This is a genomic window from Variovorax frigidus (assembly GCF_051216515.1).
Classification (GTDB): domain Bacteria; phylum Pseudomonadota; class Gammaproteobacteria; order Burkholderiales; family Burkholderiaceae_C; genus Variovorax.
The window spans coordinates 296,254-318,444 of sequence record NZ_JBPJZF010000003.1 but is presented as its reverse complement, the minus strand read 5'-3'; the positions used below and the strand labels follow the sequence as shown (position 1 = coordinate 318,444).

Annotated in this window: 22 protein-coding genes; 7 read left to right on the top strand and 15 right to left on the bottom strand. The window is 66.4% G+C overall.

Annotation, left to right across the window (positions count from 1 at the left end):
* Positions 1-22: 22 nt before the first annotated feature.
* The 9 genes from ACSFBC_RS10805 to ACSFBC_RS10765 all read right to left on the bottom strand — a co-directional run bounded on the left by ACSFBC_RS10805 (position 23) and on the right by ACSFBC_RS10765 (position 9,997).
* Positions 23-823, bottom strand: a complete 801-nt coding sequence (locus ACSFBC_RS10805) for a competence/damage-inducible protein A (RefSeq protein ID WP_435510319.1) — start codon at positions 821-823, stop codon at positions 23-25.
* Entirely contained in the window at positions 820-1,701 is an 882-nt protein-coding gene (locus ACSFBC_RS10800; protein WP_435510318.1) for an EI24 domain-containing protein, read from the bottom strand. The genes ACSFBC_RS10805 and ACSFBC_RS10800 overlap by 4 nt, the downstream gene beginning before the upstream one ends.
* Positions 1,702-1,759: 58 nt before the next feature.
* Positions 1,760-2,731 carry a sterol desaturase family protein gene (locus ACSFBC_RS10795; RefSeq protein WP_435510317.1) on the bottom strand — a complete coding sequence of 324 codons (972 nt, stop codon included), beginning with the start codon at positions 2,729-2,731 and terminating at the stop codon, positions 1,760-1,762.
* An 18-nt stretch (positions 2,732-2,749) separates the two neighbouring features.
* Positions 2,750-3,556, bottom strand: a complete 807-nt coding sequence (locus tag ACSFBC_RS10790; RefSeq protein ID WP_435510316.1) for a polysaccharide deacetylase family protein — start codon at positions 3,554-3,556, stop codon at positions 2,750-2,752.
* Positions 3,543-4,541: a YncE family protein gene (locus ACSFBC_RS10785; protein ID WP_435510315.1), complete on the bottom strand. Its 999-nt coding sequence runs from the start codon at positions 4,539-4,541 to the stop codon at positions 3,543-3,545. The genes ACSFBC_RS10790 and ACSFBC_RS10785 overlap by 14 nt, the downstream gene beginning before the upstream one ends.
* 95 nt (positions 4,542-4,636) lie before the next feature.
* A complete protein-coding gene (locus ACSFBC_RS10780) occupies positions 4,637-5,377 on the bottom strand; it encodes a pseudouridine synthase (RefSeq protein WP_435510314.1) in 741 nt (246 codons plus the stop codon).
* 54 nt (positions 5,378-5,431) lie between these two features.
* Entirely contained in the window at positions 5,432-7,051 is a 1,620-nt protein-coding gene (gene ggt / locus ACSFBC_RS10775; RefSeq protein WP_435510643.1) for a gamma-glutamyltransferase, read from the bottom strand.
* A gap of 160 nt (positions 7,052-7,211) precedes the next feature.
* Entirely contained in the window at positions 7,212-8,807 is a 1,596-nt protein-coding gene (locus ACSFBC_RS10770; protein ID WP_435510313.1) for a methyltransferase regulatory domain-containing protein, read from the bottom strand.
* A 200-nt stretch (positions 8,808-9,007) separates the two neighbouring features.
* Entirely contained in the window at positions 9,008-9,997 is a 990-nt protein-coding gene (locus ACSFBC_RS10765; RefSeq protein WP_435510312.1) for a tripartite tricarboxylate transporter substrate binding protein, read from the bottom strand.
* A 78-nt stretch (positions 9,998-10,075) separates the two neighbouring features.
* Here ACSFBC_RS10765 and ACSFBC_RS10760 point away from each other — a divergent pair, with 78 nt between their 5' ends.
* Entirely contained in the window at positions 10,076-11,182 is a 1,107-nt protein-coding gene (locus ACSFBC_RS10760) for a LacI family DNA-binding transcriptional regulator (RefSeq protein ID WP_435510311.1), read from the top strand.
* Between the two features lie 45 nt (positions 11,183-11,227).
* Here the strand turns inward: ACSFBC_RS10760 and ACSFBC_RS10755 are convergent, their stop codons facing one another.
* Together ACSFBC_RS10755 and ACSFBC_RS10750 are read right to left on the bottom strand one after the other, a co-directional pair.
* Entirely contained in the window at positions 11,228-11,665 is a 438-nt protein-coding gene (locus ACSFBC_RS10755; RefSeq protein ID WP_435510310.1) for an ABC transporter substrate-binding protein, read from the bottom strand.
* Between the two features lie 576 nt (positions 11,666-12,241).
* A complete protein-coding gene (locus ACSFBC_RS10750; protein ID WP_435510309.1) occupies positions 12,242-12,457 on the bottom strand; it encodes a hypothetical protein in 216 nt (71 codons plus the stop codon).
* A gap of 205 nt (positions 12,458-12,662) precedes the next feature.
* Between ACSFBC_RS10750 and ACSFBC_RS10745 the strand changes: the two genes are divergently transcribed.
* Positions 12,663-13,175, top strand: coding sequence for a YciI family protein (locus tag ACSFBC_RS10745; RefSeq protein WP_435510308.1), 513 nt, complete (start codon positions 12,663-12,665; stop codon positions 13,173-13,175).
* Between the two features lie 538 nt (positions 13,176-13,713).
* On the opposite strand, the gene ACSFBC_RS10740 is transcribed toward ACSFBC_RS10745, so the two are convergent.
* Entirely contained in the window at positions 13,714-13,893 is a 180-nt protein-coding gene (locus tag ACSFBC_RS10740) for a hypothetical protein (RefSeq protein ID WP_435510307.1), read from the bottom strand.
* Between the two features lie 29 nt (positions 13,894-13,922).
* On the bottom strand, positions 13,923-14,123 hold the full coding sequence (locus ACSFBC_RS10735) for a hypothetical protein (protein WP_435510306.1): 201 nt from the start codon (positions 14,121-14,123) through the stop codon (positions 13,923-13,925).
* A 404-nt stretch (positions 14,124-14,527) separates the two neighbouring features.
* On the opposite strand from ACSFBC_RS10735, the gene ACSFBC_RS10730 reads away from it, so the two are divergent.
* From ACSFBC_RS10730 to ACSFBC_RS10720, 3 genes are all read left to right on the top strand, one after another.
* Positions 14,528-14,809, top strand: coding sequence for a hypothetical protein (locus tag ACSFBC_RS10730; RefSeq protein ID WP_435510305.1), 282 nt, complete (start codon positions 14,528-14,530; stop codon positions 14,807-14,809).
* A 124-nt stretch (positions 14,810-14,933) separates the two neighbouring features.
* Positions 14,934-15,140: a hypothetical protein gene (locus ACSFBC_RS10725; RefSeq protein WP_435510304.1), complete on the top strand. Its 207-nt coding sequence runs from the start codon at positions 14,934-14,936 to the stop codon at positions 15,138-15,140.
* 359 nt (positions 15,141-15,499) lie between these two features.
* Entirely contained in the window at positions 15,500-15,991 is a 492-nt protein-coding gene (locus ACSFBC_RS10720; RefSeq protein WP_435510303.1) for a YciE/YciF ferroxidase family protein, read from the top strand.
* Here ACSFBC_RS10720 and ACSFBC_RS10715 read toward each other — a convergent pair.
* Complete coding sequence (locus tag ACSFBC_RS10715) at positions 15,967-16,404, bottom strand: DUF4142 domain-containing protein (protein ID WP_435510302.1); 438 nt, start codon at positions 16,402-16,404, stop codon at positions 15,967-15,969. The genes ACSFBC_RS10720 and ACSFBC_RS10715 overlap by 25 nt on opposite strands.
* Here ACSFBC_RS10715 and ACSFBC_RS10710 point away from each other — a divergent pair.
* Positions 16,387-16,908: a hypothetical protein gene (locus ACSFBC_RS10710; RefSeq protein ID WP_435510301.1), complete on the top strand. Its 522-nt coding sequence runs from the start codon at positions 16,387-16,389 to the stop codon at positions 16,906-16,908. The two genes, ACSFBC_RS10715 and ACSFBC_RS10710, sit on opposite strands and share 18 nt — an antisense overlap.
* On the opposite strand, the gene ACSFBC_RS10705 is transcribed toward ACSFBC_RS10710, so the two are convergent.
* Entirely contained in the window at positions 16,909-21,051 is a 4,143-nt protein-coding gene (locus ACSFBC_RS10705; RefSeq protein ID WP_435510300.1) for a CheR family methyltransferase, read from the bottom strand.
* Positions 21,052-21,311: 260 nt separating this feature from the next.
* Here ACSFBC_RS10705 and ACSFBC_RS10700 point away from each other — a divergent pair, with 260 nt between their 5' ends.
* The gene (locus tag ACSFBC_RS10700; RefSeq protein ID WP_435510299.1) at positions 21,312-22,184 is read left to right on the top strand and encodes an SDR family oxidoreductase; all 873 of its coding nucleotides are present in this window, start codon (positions 21,312-21,314) and stop codon (positions 22,182-22,184) included.
* Positions 22,185-22,191: the final 7 nt, after the last annotated feature.

Sequence of the window (22,191 nt, the reverse complement as noted above, 5' to 3'; positions counted from 1 at the left end):
CGCCAATTTGGTGCAATCCATCCTACCGCACCATCTCGGGGCCAAGACGCGCGTCAAAAGCGTGCAGGCCCTCGATCAGCTGGCGATACGCCGCCTCGAGCCGGTCCGATGCACCCTTGACGCCCAGTTCGATGTGGCGGCCGTACTCGGGATGGTCGACGCTGGGCAGGCTGAACACCTTGACGCCCTCGTGCGTGGCCTCGATGGCCAGCATCAGCGGCGTGAGGGTCGCCTCCATGGCGCCGAAGACGATGACCGATTTTTCGGCTGCCTGGCCCTGCGCGAACAGCGCAGCATAGCGGTCGTCGAGCACCGACTCGATCATCGGCCAGGCCATCACCGGGAAGCCGGGCACGAAATGCACGTCGCCCACGCTGAAGCCGGGGATCTTGTTGTAGGGATTGCGGATGATCTCGGCCGTGGCCGGGAACACGCCCATGTTCAGGCGGTGGATGTTGTCGGGCCGGTCGGGCTCGTAGACCGTGCCCTGCTCGCGCGCCGTGTCCTGCATGCGCTCGCGGATCAGTTGCTCGGCCTCGGGGTGCAGCACCAGCGGCACACCCAGCGCGGCGGCCGCACATTGGCGGGTGTGGTCGTCGGGCGTCGCGCCGATGCCGCCGGTCGAGAACACGATGTCGCCCGAAGCGAAGGCCCGCGCCAGCGCCGCCGTGATGCGCTCGGGCACGTCGCCCACATACTCGGCCCAGGCCAGCGAGAGGCCGCGCGCGGCCAGCAGCTCGATGACCTTGGGCATGTGCTTGTCCAGGCGCTTGCCGGACAGGATTTCGTCACCGACGACGATCAGGCCGAAATGTCGATTCATGGGATGTCCGATCGGAGCAAAGGACCGGGCACCGGCACGGTCTCTTCGGAAGAAGGAAGAAGGGGCGGCGGCACGGCGGCCGCGCGCTGCAGGCGCAACTGGGCCAGCGCGTCGAGGCTGTAATGCGCGAACCACAGGGCCGAGAAGGCGAACACCAGCGTGTAGATCCAGATCGCCAGCGGCACCAGCACGAAGAAGGCGGCGGCGAACAGCAGTCCCGACGCCCACACGATGCTCGGCGCGGCGCCGAGGTAACCGCACAGCACGCCGATGGTCAGCAACGGCAGCCGGTGCTGGCGCAGCAGCGCCTGCCGCTCCTCGGAATTGGCATGTTCGGCCAGTGCATCGAAGCTCATCACGCGGTATGTGAGCCAGCCCCAGATCAGGGGCGGCAGGATCAGCACCAGCGGCGGAATGAGCCACAGCGGCATCGACACCACGAGCGCCAGCAGCGCCAGCACCGTGAAGGCCAGCGAGCGCACCACGCTGCCGATGAAGGAGGCGCCCTTCTTGCGTTCCAGCGTCGGAAAGCGGCGCTCGGCCACCAGGCGTGTGAGCGGCCCGGCCATCATGCCGGCGACGATCAGCAGCGACACCAGCACGATCAGCGGCGTGGCTGCGAAGACCACGACCAGCGGCGCGAGCAGGGCCGGCACGTCGCTGGAGAACAGCCCGCCGATCCATCCCCAGAAGCTGGCCAGCATCGGCCAGGCGTCGAGCGCCTCGCGCATCCACGCCACGCTGGCGCTCCAGAAGAAGTAGCCGAAGCCCGACGCCAGCAGCACCATCAGGGCCAGCGGCAGCAGCGACAGCAGGATCACCCGGGGCCGCATGCAGTAGGCGACGGCACGCCAGAAGGAGTCGAGAAGGAGTGGCATGGGGTGCCGAGGATAACGCCGTCTCGCGACGGTGTGTCGCCTGCCCGTCGGCGAGGCCTCAGCCGCGGCCGGCCAGCCGGCGCAAGCCGCGCCACTGCTGCGACCAGAAGCCGCTGCCGTAGTCGCGCACACGGCCCTGCGCATCGGGCTCGACCTGGTCGCGGATGCCGGTGGCGTCGTAGCGCGGTTCGAAGTTCACCGTGCGGAACAGCATGTCCCACCAGGGCAGCAGCACGCCGAAGTTGTGTCCTCCCAGCGTTTGCGGCCCCTTCGATTCGTGGCCGATGCCGATCGCATGGTGCAGCCGGTGGAAGCGCGGGCTGATCCACAGCCGCTCGCCGATCGCGCCGAAGCTCCAGCGCAGGTTGGCATGCTGCAGGCTCTCGCTGAGCTGGGTGAAGGCCACGATCGCGATGAACTGCCCCGGCGCCACGCCGATCAGTTGCGCGACGATGACGATGATCACGTCGTGGATCACGTCGTCGAGCAGGTGGTTGCGGTTGTCGCTCCACATGGTCATCTGGCGCTGCGAATGGTGCAGCGAATGCAGGCTCCACCACCAGTTGAAGCGATGCTGGCCGCGGTGGATCAGGTATTCGACGAAGTCCAGCACCACCAGGTACACCGCGAACGCGATCCAGGGCACGTCGGTGACGCCGGGCCAGAGCTCGTCAAGGTGCAGCGAACCCCAGCCGGCGCCGCGCAGCAGCCCCAGGCCGTCGTCGAAAAAGGGCTGCAGCACGAAGAAGATGCCCAGGCGGAACAGCCCGAGGCGATGGATCAGCGTGTAGAGCACGTCGGTGCGGATGGCACGTCGGTCCACCACCGGCTCGACCGGCTTCCAGCGCTGCAGCGGCCCGATCACCGCGATCAGCACCGCGATCTGGATCAGCCCGACCAGCAGCCAGCCGGTCGCATCGAAGGCGTCCTCGACCCAGCCGCCGAGCCCGACGGCGTAGACCAGCGGCTGCACCACCGCCTCGAACAGCCATTGCTGGCAGCCTGCAAAAAGATCAGTCAACCATTCCATACCGTGTCCACGGGGCGTTCAGGGGTGCGAGACGATCCAGACGGCGTACTGCGGGTGCTGCCGCAGCGTCTGGAAGCAGAAGCCCTTGGCCTTGAGGCCGACGATCAGCGGCTCCAGCACGGCCGGCGCCCAGGGGTCCTGGCGCGACCAGATGCCCAGGTGCGCGAGCAGGATGTCGCCGCTGCGGATCTTGTCGAGCGCCTGCTGCAGCAGCTTGTCGTTGCTGAATTTCTCGCTGGGCAGTTCGTCGCCCAGAAAGCCCGCGGGCGCCCAGCCCACGTGTTCGTAGCCGCAGGCCTTGGCGGCGGCCAGCAGCTTGGGCGAGGTCTTGCCGCCGGGGGCGCGGAACAGCGGCAACGGCTTCTTGCCGGTGATGTGCTGCAGCCGGTCGCTGGCCTTGGCGATGTTCTCGCAGTACTTGGCCGCGCTCCAGGTGAACTCGCGTCCGGCCAGCGCGCCGGCCGAGGGGCGGACGCGGAACTGCGGCTCGGTGCCGCGCACGTCGCCGCGCCAATAGACGTGGTCGTAGGTGTGCGAGGCGAACTCGTTGCCCTCGGCCGCCCTCGCCTTCCACCAGGGCGCCCAGTGGTTGTCGAGGCTGTCGCCCTCGGTCTGCGTGCGCTCGGCCGCGCCGAAGAAGGTCACGCGCACGTCCTGCCGCTTGAGCACCTCGGCGATCAGCGGCGCCACGGCCATGTGGCCGGTGTCGAAGGTCAGGTACAGCGGCTTCTCGCACTTCGCCTGGGCCATGGCGCCGCCGCCGATGCACAGGGCGAGCAGCCCCGCAACGACGCGGCAACGCGCGCTACGCTCAGCGCTTGGCATGGTCCAGGGTCCACACGCCATGCGGCGAGCGCCCGACGTTGACCTGCCTCACCACCTTGCGGCTCACCAGATCGATCACGCTGAGTTTCTTGGCCCAGCGCGAGGTCACGTAGAGCGTCTTGCCATCGGCCGACAGATCCATGCAATCGGGGCCGCCGGGCACCGCATAGCTCTCGATCACCTGCAGGGTCTTGAGGTCGATGCGGCTCACGGTGTTGGCCACGCGGTTGCTCACGAACACGCTCAGCCCGTCGCCGGCCGAGCGGAACGCGTGCGCGCCCTTGCCGGTCGGGATCTTGCCGACGATCCTGGGCTGCGGGCCGGCCACGTCGAACACCTGGACGCCGTCGCTGCCGGTCAGGCCGACCAGCAGCGTGCGGTCGTTGTGGACGCCGAAGATGTCCGCGGGCATCGGGCCGGTGGCGGTGCGCCACTTGACGGTCTGCGTGGGCAGGTCGACCGCGATGAGTTCGTCGCTGTCCTGCATCGTCACGTAGGCGATGGTGCTGGTGGCGTCGATCCAGATGTGGCTGGGCGTCTTGCCGGTGACGATGCGCTTGGCGAGCTTGAGGTCCTTGCCGTCCCAGCGGTAGATGTCGACATGGTTGAGCCGGTTGGCGGCCGTGACGAACCACTTCATATCGCGCGAGAATTGCAGCTGGTACGGATCGATGATGCCGTAGACCACGCGCTGCACCTCGGCCGTGCGGGGGTTCAGGAAGGTCAGCGAGTCGCCGGCGGAGTTGGCCACGATGACCGACTTCTCGTCGGGGGTCATGTAGATGTGGTGCGGCTCCTTGCCGGTCGGGATGCGCTGCTTCTCGGTCCAGGTGAGGGGATCGATCACGCTGACCGTCGCATCCAGAGAATTCAGGACGAACAGCGGGGGCGGCGGTGGCGTGGCGGCCGCGGCGGGCAGCACCTGGAAGGCGCAGGCCAGGAAAAAGGCCGCGAAGCGGCCGGTCGGGGGTGCAATGAATCGCAAGGGAAAGCTTCCGTGACAGCAGTCCGAACGATAACGTACCAGCCTTGCCTGTGGCTGACCTCGCGCAGACAAAAGCTGCCGCGGCCCCTATTCCGTCACCCTTTGGGTCGCGCGGTGCGCAGGGCGTCCACTTCTTCGGCCGTGAGCCAGCGCCATTGCCCGGGCGCCATCGCCTCCGGCAACGCCAGGCCGCCGATGCGCGAGCGATGCAGCGCCTCGACCCGGTTGCCCACGGCCGCGACCATGCGCTTGACCTGGTGGTACTTGCCCTCGGTCAGGGTCAGGCGCAGATGCAGCGGCCCGACCGCCTCGCAGGCCGCGGCGCGCACCGGCTTCGGATCGTCGTCGAGCACCACGCCGTCGAGCAGCTTCTGCACCTGGGCCTCGTCCAGCGCATGCTTGACCGTGACCTCGTAGACCTTGGGCACATGGTGTTTGGGCGAGCCCATGCGATGGATGAACTGGCCGTCGTCGGTCAGCAGCAGCAGGCCGGTGGTGTCCTGGTCGAGCCGGCCGATGGCCTGCACCCCCTGCACCGCGCCCTTGTTGGGCCGCAGGCGCAGCGGCGACGGCAGCAGGGTGTAGATGCTGGGCCAGGTCGAGGGCTTCTGCGAGCACTCGGTGCCGGCCGGCTTGTGCAACAGCACATAGGCCTTGTCGTGGTATTCCCAGGCCGTGCCCTGCACGGTGAAGGGCATGCCTTCGGTCACGGCGATGTCCTGGCCGGCGTCGGTGGCCGGGTCGCCATTCACGGTCACGAAGCCTTGCTGAATCAGGCCGGCGCAGACGCGCCGCGTGCCGAAGCCCTGGGTGTAGAGGATGTCCTGCAGATGCATCGGAAGAAAAGCGGCCGCGGATCGCGCGGCCGTCGAACAGTTGGAAAAGGAAGATCAGTAGCCGAGCGCCAGGCCCGAATTGCGCCGCGGATCGTTGGCGCCGTAGAAGCGATTGTTGCCTACCGGCTTACCGCCCAGCGAGGGCGCGCCCACGATGATCGCCGCCAGATGGTTGGCCGGCTGCGGCACGCCCAGGTTGTGGCCCATGTCGGTCAGGATCTTGCGGGTGTCGGGCGACAGCGCGAAGGTCTCGACGTTGGTCACGTCGGGCAGCCACTGCTGGTGGAAGCGCGGCGCGTCGACGGCCTCCTGCACGTTCATGCCGTAGTCGACCACGTTCAGGATGGTGTGCAGCACGGCCGTGATGATGCGGCTGCCGCCCGGCGTGCCGACCACGAACACCGGCTTGCCGTCCTTGCTCACGATGGTCGGGCTCATCGAGCTCAGCGGGCGCTTGCCCGGGGCGATGGCGTTGGCCTCGCCCTGCACCAGGCCGTACATGTTGGGCACGCCGATCTTCGAGGTGAAGTCGTCCATCTCGTTGTTGAGCAGCACGCCGGTCTTGGCGGCCGTGACCTTGGCGCCGAACCAGTCGTTGAGCGTGTAGGTCACCGAGGCCGCGTTGCCCCACCGGTCGGTGATCGAGTAGTGCGTGGTGTTGCTGCCTTCATGCGGCGCGACGCCGGGCTTGATGTCCTTCGACACGCCGGCCTTGTTCGGGTCGATCACGCCGCGGATCTTCTCGGCATAGCCCTTGTCGAGCAACCGGTCGAGCGGGTTCTTCACGAAGTCGGGATCGCCCAGGTAGCTGTTGCGGTCGACGTAGGCGTGGCGCATGGCCTCGATCTGGTAGTGCACCGACTGCGCCGAGCGGAAGCCCAGGTCCTTGAGCGGGTAGCCCTCGAGGATGTTGAGCATCTCGCAGATCACCACGCCGCCCGAACTCGGCGGCGGCGCCGAGACCACGCGGTAGCCGCGGTAGTCGCATTCCACCGGCGCGAGTTCGCGCGTCTGGTACTGGTCGAGGTCGGCCTGCGTGAGGATGCCCTTGCCAGCCTGGCTGGAGGCCACGATGGCGCTGCCGACCCAGCCCTTGTAGAAGCCGTCGGTGCCCTTGGCGCTGATCGCCTTCAGGGTCTTGGCCAGGTCCTTCTGCACCAGCTTCTGGCCGACCGCGAAGGGCTGGCCCTTGTTCAGGAAGATCGCACCCGACACGGCATCCTTCTGGAAATCGCCGGTGGCCGTCTTGAACATGTCGATGTCGCCCTGGTCCAGCGCGAAGCCCTTCTCGGCCAGCGCGATCGACGGCGCGATCAGCGCGGCCCGCGACAAGGTGCCGTACTTCTCGCGCGCGTACTCCATGCCCGACACGGTGCCGGGCACGCCCACGGCCAGGTGGCCATGGGTGCTCAGGCCCTTGACAACGTTGCCCTCCTTGTCGAGGTACATGTTGGCCGTGGCCGCCAGCGGCGCCTTCTCGCGGAAGTCGAGGAAGGTCTTGCGGCCGTCGGCCAGTTGCAGCGTCATGAAGCCGCCGCCGCCGAGATTGCCCGCGGCCGGGTAGACCACGGCCAGCGCGTAGCCCACGGCGACCGCCGCATCGACCGCGTTGCCGCCCTTCTTGAGCACGTCGACACCGACCTGCGAGGCCAGATGCTGCGCGGTCACGACCATGCCGTTGGGCGCGGCGACCGGCGCGACCGAGGCGGCATGCAGGGGCGCCGAGGCGGCCAGCACGACCGCGGCCGCGACCGTGAGGCGCAGCGGAGAAGTCCATAAGCGTGTCGTCATGTTGTTTCTTCCTTTGGGGGGTGGCCAAAAAACCGGGGCAGCCTCAGGCGGCGAGCAGGCCCTTGCGCCGGAGGTCTTCGAGCGCGCGCGCCACCTGCTGATCGGCGAAGGGGCGCAAGGCGCCGGGGTCGCGCAGCGGCACGCCTTCCGAATGGAAGCTCAGGCGATCCGCCCTCGCCTCGCGGACCAAGTGCTCGGCCAGCGCCTCACTGTCGTGCGCACCATCGAGCAAGGGCAGCAGGCAGCGCTCGATCGGCGACAGCGCGACCTGCTCATGCCAGAGATTGCAGACCGAAGCCGAGGGCCCCGCCGAGAGCGGCAGGCCCGGGTCCAGCCGCACCGCAGGCAGCGCGCGCGGCCTCGCCGAGACCTGCGCCGCCAGTTCGATCGGGCTGAGCCGCACGCGCACCGCGCCCAGGATCAGCAGTTCCTCGAGCAGCGCCATCACCGGCGCCTCAACCTGGGCCATCGGCGCCCCGGTGTGGCGGCACACCTCGGCGAACAGCACCTCGGGCGGCACCGCGGCGGGATAGTGCCGGTCGAGCACCAGCGCCACGACCTTGTGCATCGGCACCCTCAAGCAGACCTTGATGTTGCGGATCGCGGTGCAGTGCTGCTCCGGCCCCTCGAGGTTGATCGCCGCGCCATCGTCGGGCCGGAACACGCCCGCATAGGACAGCGCACGCAGGCGCGCGGTGTCGATGCCGTAGCGGATGCCGCCGGCGCGTGCCTGCTTGACCAGCAGCGTCTGGCGGAAGGTGCGGTTGACCAGGAAGTCGAGGTACTGCTCGACCATGAGCTGGCTGCCGCCGCATTCGCGCAGCAAGGGCTCGCGCACCTTCTCTGCGTAGTTCTGCACGAACATGGTCGAGGGCTCGGCATCGGCAAGGTAGGCCAATCCGTGGTGCTCGGCGCGCTCGACGAACTGCTTGAGGTAGCACGGCGCGTTGCAGGGCTCGAGGAACTCGTGGATGAGATAGGAGCTTTTCTGCGTGCGCACGATCGGCATCGTCTCCTCTAGCGTCTTCTTGAGCACGCTGTCGGGGCGCGCCGATTCCTCGAGGAAGTCGAGCATGCCGCGTGCATAGGACAGCTTCTCCGCCGGCAGCTCGCGCGGCCCGCCGCGCAGGATCATCGCGTCGCGCACGATCTCGCGCGCCTTCCAGCCGGGGTAGACGTTGTAGCTGATGTAGGCCACGCCGTGCGGTGCGAGGTTCTCGGAACACACGCGCAGGATCGCGTCCTGCACCGAAGGCGGCACCCAGCTGTAGACGCCATGGCAGACGATGTAGTCGAACAGACCGAAGGAGGCGTCGATCTCGGCGATGTCGAAAGTGCGCAATTCGACGTTGCCGAGCCGCGCCTGGCCGATCGCCTGCACGCCCTGGGCCACCTGCACGCTGGAGAGGTCCACGCCCAGGGCACTGCTTTGTGGATGGCGCGCGGCGAAGGGCAGCAGATTGCCGCCCGACGCACAGCCCAGCTCCAGCACCCGCGCCTGCGCCGGCGGCTGGCTCTCGAGCCCGAACAGGAAGGCCAGCGCTTCCAGATGCTCCGCCGCGGTCTGCGGAAACGGATGCGAATCGTAGGGCACCGCGTCGTAGTAGTCGGTGAGCACGGTGGTCAGGTCATCGGGCATATGTCCCCCTCTGTTGAATGAATCAATCTGGAATTCGCGCACTATAGCGACTGCCCATCACCCGCGCGAAGGCCTCGCACCCCCATCTGAGACCCTTTGTTTGCAGTCAATTGACTTTGCGGATCGCTTCGAAAGCCCGCTCGGTGGCCCACTCTCTCCGTCGAAAACGGCCGCGCAGACCTCCGGGCTCGGCTCGGCGCCTACAGCGGCTCGATGCGCGCGGCCGTTGCCAATGCCTGCAGCTTCACCGCGTCCGCCGCGTAGAAGCGCGCAGCCTCCGCGATCGACATCGGTGGCGGGACGCTGCCCCCTGCGGCATCGATGGCCTTGCGCACCTCCGGATCGCCAAGCACGCCCGCAATGATCCTGTGCAAGCGCTGGCTGACACCCTCGTTCGTCGTGGCGGGGATCAGCAAGCCGACCCAGATGCTCGGTCGGCCCAGGGCCGGCGCCGCGCTGCTCTCGTCGAAGCTCGGGGCGGCGGGGAATCGGGCCAGTCGCCGTGCAGACGAAACACCGAGCACCTTCATGCGGCCGCCGGCGACCATGCCGCCCAGCAGCGCATCCACCGGAAGCATCGTGAAGTCGATCACCCCGCCCTGCAGGTCGGTCAGCATGGGAATGCCGCCGCGATAGGGCACGTGCGTGGCCTGGAGGCCCGTGGCCGAGCGCAGCAATTCCGTCACGAGGTGGAACAGCGACCCCTGCCCCGTGCTGCCGTAGCTCAGCGGCCTGTCACCGCGCTGGCGCGACAAGGCGACGAGTTCGTCCAGGTTGTTCGCGGGCAGGTCGCTGCGCGCGTACAGCGCCAGCGGCGAATCGTTGAGCAGGCCCAGAAGCCTGAAATCGGTGGGTTGGTAGCGGACCGCACGCAGGGTCAGCGGCGCCAGCACGACCTCCGAGGGAGATCCCACAAAAAGCGTGGAACCATCTGGCACGGCCGCCAGCAAGCGATGGGCGGCGATGGAGCCGCTCGCCCCGGTGATGTTCTCGACCACCGTGACACGCCCGAGCCCCCGCCCGATCGCCGGTGCAACGGCGCGCGCGAAGACATCCGTGATGCCGCCGGCCGGTTGCGCCACAAGAACGGTGAGGTGGTCGGCCCGGGGTTGGGCATGAAGGTTCGGGGCGATCACAAGCGACGCCGCACTCATCCCCGACAGGGTGAATGCACGACGTGAGCTGTTCATGAAGAAATCCTCGGTCCTTCGGGGCATCATCCCATCCGATGTCCATTAACCACATCGAGTACGTATAAATACGTATTATTGATTGAACCGCGCATGAAGAGTCCGAAAGACAGCCGCCCCAAGCCCGCCACGCCCCGCTCATCGGCGGCCACCGGCGGCAAGGCCAAGCCGCCGGAAACGTCCAAGCGACGCCCGACGCAGCGCGACATCGCCGTCGCCACGGGCATGTCGCAGACCGCCGTGTCGCTGGTGCTCAATCGCGTGGAGCCCTGCACGGTCTCCGAAGAGGCGCGCCAGCGGATCTTGCAGACCGCACTACAACTCGGCTATGTCCCCAACCGCATGGCCCGTAATCTTCAGTCAGCGCGCACCCGCACGCTGGCCTGCATCGTCCCGGACATCACGAACCCCATCTACCCGGCCCTGATCCGGGGATTCCAGACGGCGGCCGATGCGGCGGGGTACGACACCATGATCTTCGACACCGACGGTACGCCCGAGCGCGAGCGGCGGGCCCTCCAGTGGCTCGCGCAGGGACATGTCGACGGCGTGATGGCGGTGTTCTTCCACGTCGACGAAGCCGAGTTGCTCGAGGCCGTGCGGGGCGGCATGGCGATGGTTCAGGTGGCGAGCCAGTCTTACAAGCCGTCGCGCGCCATCGACAAGGTCTACATCGACAACGCAGCAGCGGCGAAGGCCATGACGCAGGTCCTGATCGACAAGGGACACAAGCGCATCGCCATGCTCTCCTGCCCGGTGGGTCCCGGGAAGGAGCGCCAACGTGGCTTCGAGGCAGCGATGAAGAAAGCCGGGCTCATCCCTTGCATGATCGCAGCCGACGATTTCACGCAAGCCGCAGGGACAAGCGCCATGACCGCCGAACTCGCTGGCAACTTTCGCTACAGCGCCGTGTTCGCGGCCAACGATCTGCTGGCCGTCGGCGCCATGGCCGCACTGCGTACGGCGGGGCGACGCATTCCGGAGGACGTTGCATTGGCCGGCTTCGACGACATCCCGGCCGCACAGTTTCTGCATCCGACGCTGACCACCGTGCGGCGCTCCGAGCAGACCATGGGCCGCTTCGCGGCCGATCTGCTGATTGCGCGGCTGGACGGCCCCGACGCGAGCCGGCCCGGCCGCGGCTTCAAACTGGCCTTCCAGCTTGTCCTGCGCGATTCGACCTGAGGGAAAGCGGCTACGCCCCAGGGGCGGCTTGTCGCGCTTGGAGCCTTAGCGCGCGGAAGCGCGCGCGGCGTCTGCCTTCGCTTTCGCTTCGTCGGCCTTTTTCTGCAGGTCGGACGCTTCCTTCTCGGCGGCCTTGGCTTCAGCCTCCTTCGCTTCCTTGTTGGGAGAAGCCATGGCATTGCCAGCCATGGAACCGACCGCGCCGCCGACCACGGCCGCGCCAGCGATGCCCATCAAGCCGGGGCCGCGCGCGCCCGGTGCGGCGGCTGCAGGTGCGGCGGCTGCGGGTGCGGTGGCTGCGGGAGTCGCCGCGGCCGGCGCAGGCGTCGCAGGCCGTGCGGCTGGCGCGGCCGGTGCCGTGCGTCCGACGCTCTTGCCTCCGCCCATGCGCTTGGCATGGGCCAGGTTCGGGACTGCCAGCGAGGCGAAGGTCAACGCGATGACGGCTGCAGCGGTGGAACGGAGAGAAATGGAACGGCGCATGGGTTGTCCTGGAAAATTTTCCGCCGCGCACACCGCACGACGTTGGACCCATCGTAGAACGGCACCTCCCGCGCGACCTTGCAAATACGCACTTTCTGGACGGGATTGCGGCAAGGCGACACAACGCACACCGGGCTCTTTGGGATCGACACCGACGCACCGGCCCGAATCAGTCGCGTCGGACAATGCCCATCCGGAGATTCGTGGTCTTCGCTTACGTGGATGGTCACCCGGCTACAGCACACTGCCCGCATGCTTCAACGTCAGCAGGCCATTGCCCTCATCCAGGCACTCTCCGTGGAGGAAGGCATGAGGCAACCGACGGCCGCCGATTGGCTCAGGGAACAGGACAGACGGCAACGATGGTCGGAGCGGCGAGCGCTCGAAGGTCGAATCCGACTCGCACCGTTGCTGCAAGGATTTCCGTTGGCGGCATTCTGACGCTGCCATCTCCCCTCCGTCAGGCAACCCCGGCGTGTGGCGCTCGAGGGCGGGCGCGAGCAGGCCGCCGAGACGAACAATGCGTCGGTGATCGCGCGGACGCAACCGACCGCGAAGCGGCTCGCCGGCAGTGCTTTATGACGCGACCCGGTCCTCTGGCGTGTCCATCCTGGCGCCCACGAGATCGTAGATGCCTGCGACGTGAATGGTGCGCCTGAAGGCTTCGATCTGGGCCACGGCCTGGAACTTGGCAGTGAAACTGGCCGGACTTCTCAACACGAGGAAATCCTGCGCGCTTCGCAGCTCCCAGATCCAGCAGTTCTTCGATTCAGGGATGACGACAAATCTCACGGTCTACCTTCCGGGCTCCCGCTATGGCGCGCGAGCCCCATGCGTTGCGCGACACATCTCTGACGGGGTAATTCGAATTATAAATTCGATACGAGGCAGCAGAATCGCCTTTTCGAAACCGGCTCGCCACCAACCGCGCGGTCACATCGCGCCGTCACGCTACGATGGAGCGATGCCATTCCATCGACATCGACACCTCTTCGTGATGCTCTGTGCCCCCGTCCTGCTGGCGGCTTGCACCACGTCGGCCGATCGCGAAGCCCCCTCCACCGTCGCCACCGCAAAGCGAGAAGCCGATCGGCCCGCGCACACCGCTAAGGATCAGATCGTCGACATCTCGCCCGCCGAGGCGCTGACGCCTCTGACCCCGGGCATGAGGGTGCGCTGGAGCGGCGGCATCAACGCCATCGATGCGCGCGATGGTGGGCGCCAGTGCTTCACCTTGCTGCATGCCACCTTCGATGCGCAACGCGTGCTGCAGTGGCCCCGCGACGCGCAGGAATTCGTCGCCTGTGGACCGGGCGACTACGACCGGAGGCTGGTAGCCCCATTCGGCTTGTTGAGCATCGATGGCCGCCTGGTCGGCTCGCAACGCCTCAGAGGCAAAGCAGTCCCCGTGATCGAGATCGATGCGCTGTACAGGCACTCCGACTGCGTGCAAGGCAGCGAGAAGAGTCCCGAGTGCTACGCGGGCTACCTCCAGCCCGAGAAACCCTGACGGGTCGCCATCCAGGCCGCCAACTCGGCGACAGTGTCGCCCGGGTCCTCAGCGCCATTGCAGGGCAGGCCTCCTCGCGTTGCCCGTTCCGATCTCGATGGCCGCGCCAACGGCGGCGCATCGCAGGGCTTCAAGAGCGCCACCTCACTGGATGCGCGCCTACAAAACACCGTCACGTTTCGACGCATTCTCAACTCCAGACTGGAGATGAAGAATGCGTTTTTTGGAGGAAGAGCGAGGGTCGTTTACCCATGACTCGCCAGAGCAACTGGCGAAAGAGCGGCGGGTTTTCCTCGCCGCTTTTGTCGCCACGCTGATGATGGGGTTCGTCTTTCGAATCTAGGGCCTGTTAACGCTACTTCCGGGGATCGCGTTGGTTGAATCAGGGGCTGGATGCAAGGCGCCCGCGCGCAGAAAGGCTTTGGCCTTGCAAGCGCGGGCAACGCCGCAGACGGCCCCTGATTCAGCCACCCCTTCGGGAAGGCCTGCCTTCGCGACCCCGGAAATAGTGTTAACAGGCCCTAAATCTCTCGATCCGTCACCACATCCAGTGAGGCTTGCAGACAGTGAGCATCCCGAGCGAAGCCCCGACGGCAGCCAGCACCATCAGATCACGGTCAAACGAACTCGCCGCAGCGCTGAGCCGGGCATAGAGGCCAAAGCAGCTTGCAGAAAATGTGGCGCCCAACGTCGCCCATGCCAGCGGCACCCAATCCATGGCGCTACCTCCGTTTCAGCGGGATACGGCTACCAGAACCGCCACCACGGCTTTCGCTCGCTTCGCGTGATGTCCAAAGGCACGTGGCCGGAGGGCGTTGGACCGAGTCGAGCCTTCAGGATTCGCTCGATCCGTTCGGCCTCCCGCAAAGCGCCCCGATCGCCGTTGGCGGCACGAATCCGCAGCACGTAAGCGGCAGAGGCCAACACTTCATCATCCAAGACTTCCATGTAGTCATTTTGTTTTCAGTCAGAACACGAACCTTGTAGGCCGGCGTCACATGACAGGCCCTGATCAGACCGACACGCCGTGTGACAAAGGCCGTCGCCATGGCGATCGAACGCCAAGCCTGGGCGGGAGGCAAGGGACATCCAGATCGCGGGTGCCTCGATCACGATCCGTCGTCCTATCCACACCAAGCAGTGGATTGGGGGGTCATCAGCGACGCCGAGACTTGAGACAGGCCGTGCAGGCCAAGCTGGTCAGCGCCTACGGACCTGTTCCTACATGGCCCCGGTGTCATGGGCCAGACGCTTTGCTCATCCGTATCGGCTCGTACGCAACGATGCGTCCTGCGCGGGATCCTGTTCCGCAGTGACCGACATGCCCCCCCCACACGATGAAAGGAAACGATATGAGCGACAGACCTGTGACCGCATCAGGCGACGGGACCCGCCCTGCCACCAGCGGTGGCGTCGACAACATGGGCGGGGCCGACAGCTTTACCGGCAAGAAGAACGCAGCGGGCGAAGACATCTCGGGGCCAGCGCCGCGCGAGCGCATGCAGGACAAGAAAATGAACGTGGAAAGCACGAAACATGACGACTCCGCGCCCTACAACCTGACCGAAGACCTCACGCCTGAAACCAATCGCGAGCCCGTGCCCGGCGCCCCAGCTCAGAAAAAGGACAGATAACCGCCGCGCCCAGCAGCCTCTTGGGCGGTGTATGCCCGAACGAGGCCGTTGGCAATCGGGACAGGGACAAAGGCCCCGCCGCCGTCCCCGTTCTGGCCACCCCACCCTCCGCATGAGGTACCCCATGACATCCGAAAATTCCAGCACCAAGCCCTACCCTTTTCCCACGGCGGCCCATCATCCGAAGCATCCGGATCTGCCTGTACCCCCGGTGACCCAGGACCCTTCGGAGGACGCGATCGACAGCGGCATCGAGGAGTCCTTCCCGGCAAGCGATCCCGTGTCGGTGACAGTGACCAAGGCGGTCACCGCGTCCGGCAAAAAAAAGTAGGCCGCGCAGTGTGCCACCGCCATGCGCCTGGCCATGGCTCAGCAACCGAGGCCGGGTGCGCACGTCCCCGCACCCACCGTTGGCGAAGCCCAGCCGCTGGATGTCGTCCCGGTTTTGGTCCTTTTGAGCAGAGCGTCATGTGGTTGCCGTCTGTCGAGCGGCACGCCGGAACGCCAGGCAAACCGCTGTAGGTGCAGCGCCTTGCGCAGCGAGGCGACCACAGGTAGGCCGTGGCCGCCATGCGCCAGGACCCGTTCCTACGAGCGCACTGGCGAAGGGGTGCGCGGATGGACTACACAGGCAGGCCAATGCGCATCGCAACTTAAGTCCTGCCACTTCACTCAATCCAGGAGCTTCCCATGCCAGTCAAGACCGTGATGGACCTGTTCGTGCACGAGATTTCGGACACGCACAACGCAGAAAAGCAGATGACACGCTCGCTCCCCAAGCTCGCGCGTGCCGCTACCGATCCCGAACTCAAACAGGCCTTTGAAGACCATCTGCTGGAAACCCGCACGCAGGTCGAGCGGCTCGACCAGCTTGCCGAGCTGTGCGGCTTTCGGATCAAGCGCGTCAAGTGCGAGGGGATGGAAGGCCTGGTCGAAGAGACGATGTCGCTGGTCGACCTGATCGACAAGGGACCGGTACTGGATGCCGCACTCATCGGCGCCGCGCAAAAGGCCGAGCATTACGAGATCGCGGGCTACACGTCGCTGTGCCTCATGGCGCAGAAGCTAGGCTTTGCCGAGGCGATACCTCTTCTCAAGGAAAGCCTGGCCGAAGAAGAGGCCACCGACAAGCGTCTCGGTCTGTTGGCCGAGGCCACTCAGATCGAGGAAGCCGTCGGCTGAACCGTTTCAAGCGGCGCGGATGCGGGGCCCTGGATCCGAGCCTCGCAGCCTGAACCTCCCCGCCGCTGCGTCGAGCCGCGGGGAACGCCGGAAGCGGCCTGCTTCTTTGCCGCCAAGTCCTGTGCGTGCTTCAGATGCGCCTGCACGACGGGCAGCATCTCTCCGGCCATGGCCTGGAGGTCGGCGTCCTTCGCTTCGACCTGGGTCTTCTTGAGCAGCTTCTCGGTGGCTTCGTGGTCGCCCACACCCGCCTGCTTGATATAGCGGCTGTTGAAGATGTCACCCGTCAGCGCCTTGAATTCCAGGGCCACGGCCTTGTGCATCACATCGGGTCCGTCGGGCAAATCGGTGCCTTTCGCGGCCGCCAGCTTCTTCACATCGGCGAGGCCCTTGGTATGGCCGTCGACCATCATCTGTGCAAACTGCTTGATCTCGCTGCTGTTGCTCGTCCGACATCGGCCGCTGCGGATCGACCGCCGGGCGTCGCCTCGCCAGGCATCGAAGTTTCCACGCCGAAGATCCACCGGCGGACAGGGAGGCCGGGAACGGCGAGCGCAGGCACGCAGATTGCCGGGGAAGGCATGACGCTCCCCTTGAACATCCCCAACGAGGTAACCTGCATGCGAAAAAAGACAACGCCCCGAGATCGGCGCGTGGCCGACTATTTCCAGTTGCTCGAACTGCTCTCCCAACGGCCCTTGCCGGTCGTGTGCTCCATACAGGAAGACATCCACCGAATCCTCGCCCTTCGAAGCGCATCGCTGGTCGAGGCGCTGACAGAACCACCGGAGCAACTGCGCAGCGGCGAGAGGCGCATCGCGCGCGCCGTGGTCACGGCCATCACCCCCGAAGGCCGCAACGCGTTGGCACGCAACGCCCGGACTGCAAGGGGCGCGCAGTCTGCTCCGAGCGCCTGATCAGAGTCGGCCGATCGCCGCCTTGAGTTCGTCGATCGAGGCGGGCTTGGGCAGGTGGGCATTGAAACCCGCCTCGAGCGCGCGCCGCGCATCGACCCGTCGGCCGAGGCCCGACACCGCGATGGCACGCAGCTCGCGCGTGGCGTCGATGCGCCGGACCTCGCCAATCAAGGCGAAGCCATCCATCTCCGGCATGCCGAGGTCGGACACCAGCAGGTCGTAAGGTTGTGCCTGGAGCATCGCCAGGGCCTCCTTGCCGTTGGCCGCGGTGTCCACGATGGCCCCCTCCAGCCGCAGCACTTCGGCGAACGTTGCGAGCGCGTCGGCATAGTCGTCCACCGCCAACACGCGCCACCCCTTGAAGTCCACGCTGTGCGCCACCTCTCGCTGCAGCGGCACATCGGCGCCCTGCAGCGGCAGCCACACGCTGAACTCCGCGCCTTGGCCCGTGCCCTCGGAACGCGCTTCCACGCGCCCGCCATGGGCAGCGACCAGCTCATGGACGAGCGCCAGTCCGATGCCCAGGCCGCCGTTGGGCGGCGCCGCGTCGTGCGTGGCCTGGCTGAACATGCCGAACACATGCGGCAGGAAATCCGCCGCGATGCCGCAGCCGGTGTCGGCGACGGTGAGCTGTGCGAAGCCGTCCGCACTCGACACGCGCACCGTGATCCGGCCGCCGTCGGGTGTGAACTTGACGGCGTTGGACAGCAGGTTCCAGGCGACCTGTTCCACTCGCACCCGGTCGCCATGGCAAACGACGGCGGACTCGCACCTCACATCGAGTCCGATCTTCTTGCCGGAGGCGCCCGCCACCGCCGCCTCGGCCGCCGCCTGCACCAGGTCACCCAGGTCAAGCGCTACCCGGTTCAGGCGCAGCTTGCCGGTGCGAATCCGTGACAGGTCCAACAGGTCGTTGATGATGCGCGATTGGCTGTTCACCGCGCGGCGGATCGCATCGCCCACGCGCCGCACCGAAGGATTCTCCGTGCTCACCGGCAGGCGCATCAGCAACTCGGCATTCATCTGGATCAGGTTGAGTGGCTGCTTCAATTCATGCGACATGACCGCGAGGAAGCGGTCCTTCAGCTCATTGGCCATCTGCGCGTTGAGGCTGGTCCTCCTCTCCTTGATGAGCCGGTGCTCCTGGGCCAGCTCCTGCTGCTTGGTGTCCGTCATGTCGCGCGCAATCTTGGCGAAGCCACCGCCTTCGCCCTCCTCGAGCGGCGTGGTCACACCACTGCAGTAAAGCCGGCTGCCATCCTTGCGCAAGTGCCAGCGTTCGTCCTCGGCCCGCCCCTTCCGCGCAGCGGTGCGCATCTCCTGTTCGGGGATGCCATGGGCCTGGTCTTCGGGCGTGAAAATGGTGGCGATCGGTCGCTGAAGCATCTCCTCCTCGCTGTAGCCGAAGATTCGCCACGCACCCCGGTTCCAGCTGGTGATGAGGCCCGCCGCATCGGTGGTGATGATGGCGAAATCGCGCGTGGTGGCGGCCACCCGGCGCAGCCGCTCCTCGCTGGCACGCACCCGCTCTTCGGCCAGGCGCAGGTCGGTGATATCGAAGAAATTGAGGATCGCGCCTTCGATCTTGTCGTCCGCCGTGCGGTAGGGAAGGATGCGCGCGGCGTAGTGGCGTCCGTCCGTGCTGCTCACTTGCCGTTCGATGGTGCGCAGGTTCTTGAAGGCCGACTCTGTGTCGCTGGACAGTTCGGTGTAATCCAAACGGCTGGTGATGTCGAAGAGCGAGCGCCCCAGGTCCGTCGGAATCAGGTTGAACAGGGTCGCAGCCTGCGGCGTGTAGCGCTTGACATGCATGCCGCGGTTGACGAACACGGTAGCGATCTCCGACGAAGAAATCAGATTCTGCAGGTCGTCGTTGATATTGCCGCGCTCCTCCACCTTGACCTTGAGCTCGTAGTTCACGGTCACGAGCTCCTCGTTCATCGACTGGAGCTCTTCCTTGCTGGTCTCCAGTTCCTCGGTGGCCGAACGCAGTTCTTCGTTGATGGCCTGCAGTTCCTCGTTCGAGGCCCTCAGCTCTTCGGTCGACGTCTCGGCATGCTCGACGGTGTCCTGGAGATGCAACTTGAGCTGGCGGATCTCGTCCTCGAGCTGGCCGACCAGCAGCATGGGCGCCCGCTCGCCGTTGTCGCCCGTCTGCGACGGCATGCTCCCTTCCACTTCGTCGAACACAACCAGGATGAGGCCCGACTGCCCCGCATGCGGCGGCAGCGGCCGCACGGTGATGTTGAGCAATATCGGGCTGCCATCTTCATCGCTCTGCACGATGCGCGTCTCCACGCTGCGCGAGGACTGCGAGGCTTTGAAAAGTGCGGTGCGCAGTTCCATACGCACGTCCGGGCGCACGTTGTTGAGCAGGTTGTTCGACGGTTCGCCGCCCGCGCGCTCCAGGAACCGCCCCACCCCGTTCGACAGGTGCAGCACTTCGTGCTGGCTGCTGATCAATACGCTGGGCGGAGCGAACTGCTCGATCGCACGCTGGTGCATCTCGGCAGTGGCAGGTGCGTCGCTCGCGCGCCGAACCGCGCTGAGCGGTGCGGGGCCCAGCGCGCTGTAGTCGGCGCTCAGTGCCGGGTCGCTGATCAGCGGCAACAGCCGCCCGGGCGGATAGCCCGGATTGGCGCGGAAGATCCGGTGCTTCTTGTCGACCGCAGTGAAGAGGTTGCCTACCGCATCGGTCGATTCCGACGTTCCCATGAACAGGTAGCCGCCACCGTCCAGCGCGATACGAAACATCTCCAGCACGTGCGACTGCGCCGCCCGGTCCAGGTAGATCAGCAGGTTGCGGCAGCACACCAGGTCCAGCCGCGAGAACGGCGGATCGCGCAGCAGGTTGTGCAGCGCAAAAAGCACGGGCTCGCGCACCACCGTCGCCACACGGTACTGGCCCTGCTCTTTCACGAAGAAATGGCGCAGGCGCGAGGGTGTCACGTCTTCGGCGATGCCTTGCGGATAAACACCCTTGCGCGCCGTGGCAATGGCGCGTTCGTCGATGTCTGTGGCGAAGACCTGGATTTCGAGCGGCTTGGAAAGCAGGTCGGCCTGCTCCCGCAGCAGCATGCTGACCGCATACGCTTCTTCGCCGGTGGCACAGCCTGCCACCCACACGCGCAACCGTTCTCCGGGCTGCTTGGCCTCGATGATCCGGCGGATGGCGTCGTTCTCGAGCGAATCGAAAGCCTCGCGGTCGCGGAAGAAGCTGGTGACGCTGATCAGCATGTCCTGCAGCAGCAACGGCGCCTCAGCCGGGTGCTCGCGCAGGTAGTTGCGGTAGGCGGGCAAGTCGGTCAGCCGGTTGACCTGCAGCCTGCGCTCGATCCGGCGCAGCACGGTCGCGCGCTTGTAGTGCCGGAAATCGTGTTTGGTGTACACGCGCAGGTACGACATCACGTCCTGCAGCGCGGCTTCGGCTTCTTCCGATTCCATCGGCCCGGACGGATCGGAGGAAAAAGGACCCGCCGTTTCCGCGGCGGGCAGCTGGATGTGGCGCGACGTGCGCCAGATTTCCACCAGCCGCTGAGGCATGCCGGCCGCGGGCAGCACAAAGTCGACCACGCCCGTGGCGATGGCGGCACGTGGCATGCCGTCGTGCTCGGCGTCTTCGGGCGCCTCTGCCATGGAGATGCCGCCGTGCTCCTTCACGCTGGTGAGTCCAACGGCGCCGTCACTGCCGGTGCCCGACATCACGATGCAGACTGCGCGCTCCTGGTGCACTTCGGCCATGGTGCGAAAGAACACATCGATGGCGATGTGACGCCCGGCCACGCGCTCGCTGGGCGACACCTGCAGGTGGCCGTCGTTCATGGTCAGCTCCACCCCCGGTGGAATCACATACACATGATTCGCTTCGACCGGCACGGCCTGCGTCACCTGTTGCACCGGCATGCGGGTGGCGCGTTGCAGGATTTCGGCGGCGTTGCTCTTGTGCGTGGGCGACAGGTGCAAGATCACCACGAAGGCCATGCCTTCGTGGGCGGGCATCTGCTCGAAGAACCGGATCGCGGATTTCAGCCCGCCGGCCGAGCCGCCAATGCCGATCACCGGGAACTTCAGGTGACTGCGTACGAGATGAGGCAGCGCGGGCTCGTCGGGCGATTCGGCGGTGGCGGTTTCTGGAGGGAGCATGAAATCGGGTTGGCAGGAAAGGCGCTGGTCGCGGGTCGCCAGCCAACGGCTGCGCGGTATGGCCAATTCTGCGCCTGTTCGTCCCGGGCCGACCCCTACGCGACGCCGCGCTGACGTCGTCCTTGTCTGACGCATGAACGGGCCGGTCTCGCGCGCCCGGTGCTGCGCGAGCGTCCAACGTAGAGACCGACTTCTGTGCGGTACGGCGCCCTGCCCGCACCCCAGCTCTCCCCACCACCCACTTCAGCCAGGACCCGCCCATGACAGACCCTCGCCTAGCCGGCGCACAGCCCCCCTTCACCACCCCCGCCCAACAACCGCCAGGCCTCGAGTCGCAGATGTCCCCCGCACCTGATTTCGGCGAGGTGTCCTATGTGGGCTCCCACAAGCTGCAGGGCAAGGTGGCGCTCATCACCGGGGGCGACAGCGGCATCGGTCGCGCGGTGGCGATCGCCTTTGCGCGCGAAGGCGCCGACGTGCTGATTTCGTACTTGCCCGAGGAAGAGGAAGACGCCCAGGTCACCCGCGAATGGGTGGAGCGCGCGGGGCGCCGCTGCGTCACCATGCCGGGCGACATCCGGGAGGAAGCGCAGTGCCAGCGCCTGGTGCAAGGCACCCTCGACGCTTTCGGCCGCCTCGACGTGCTGGTCAACAACGCGGCCTTCCAGATGAGCCACAAGTCGCTCGACGATATCTCGGCGGAGGAGTTCGACCGCACCTTCCGCACCAATGTCTACGCCAACTTCTTCCTCAGCAAGGCTGCGGCCGCCTGCATGAAGCCGGGCGCGTCGATCATCAGCACCGCGTCAGTCAATGCCGACAAGCCCAATGCCACGCTGGTCGCCTACGCGGCCACCAAGGGCGCTATTCAGAACCTCTCGGGGGGCATGGCGCAATTGCTTGCCGAAAAGGGAATTCGTGTGAACTGCGTGGCACCAGGGCCGTTCTGGACGCCGCTTATCCCCTCGACCTTGCCGCCCGAAAAAGTCGCGGAGTTCGGCAAGCAGACACCCATGAAGCGTCCGGGCCAACCGGCCGAACTGCAGGCGGTGTACGTGCTGCTCGCGTCCGACCAGGCGAGTTACATCTCCGGTGCGACGATTCCCGTGACCGGCGGCGTGCCGTTCATCTGAATGCCGT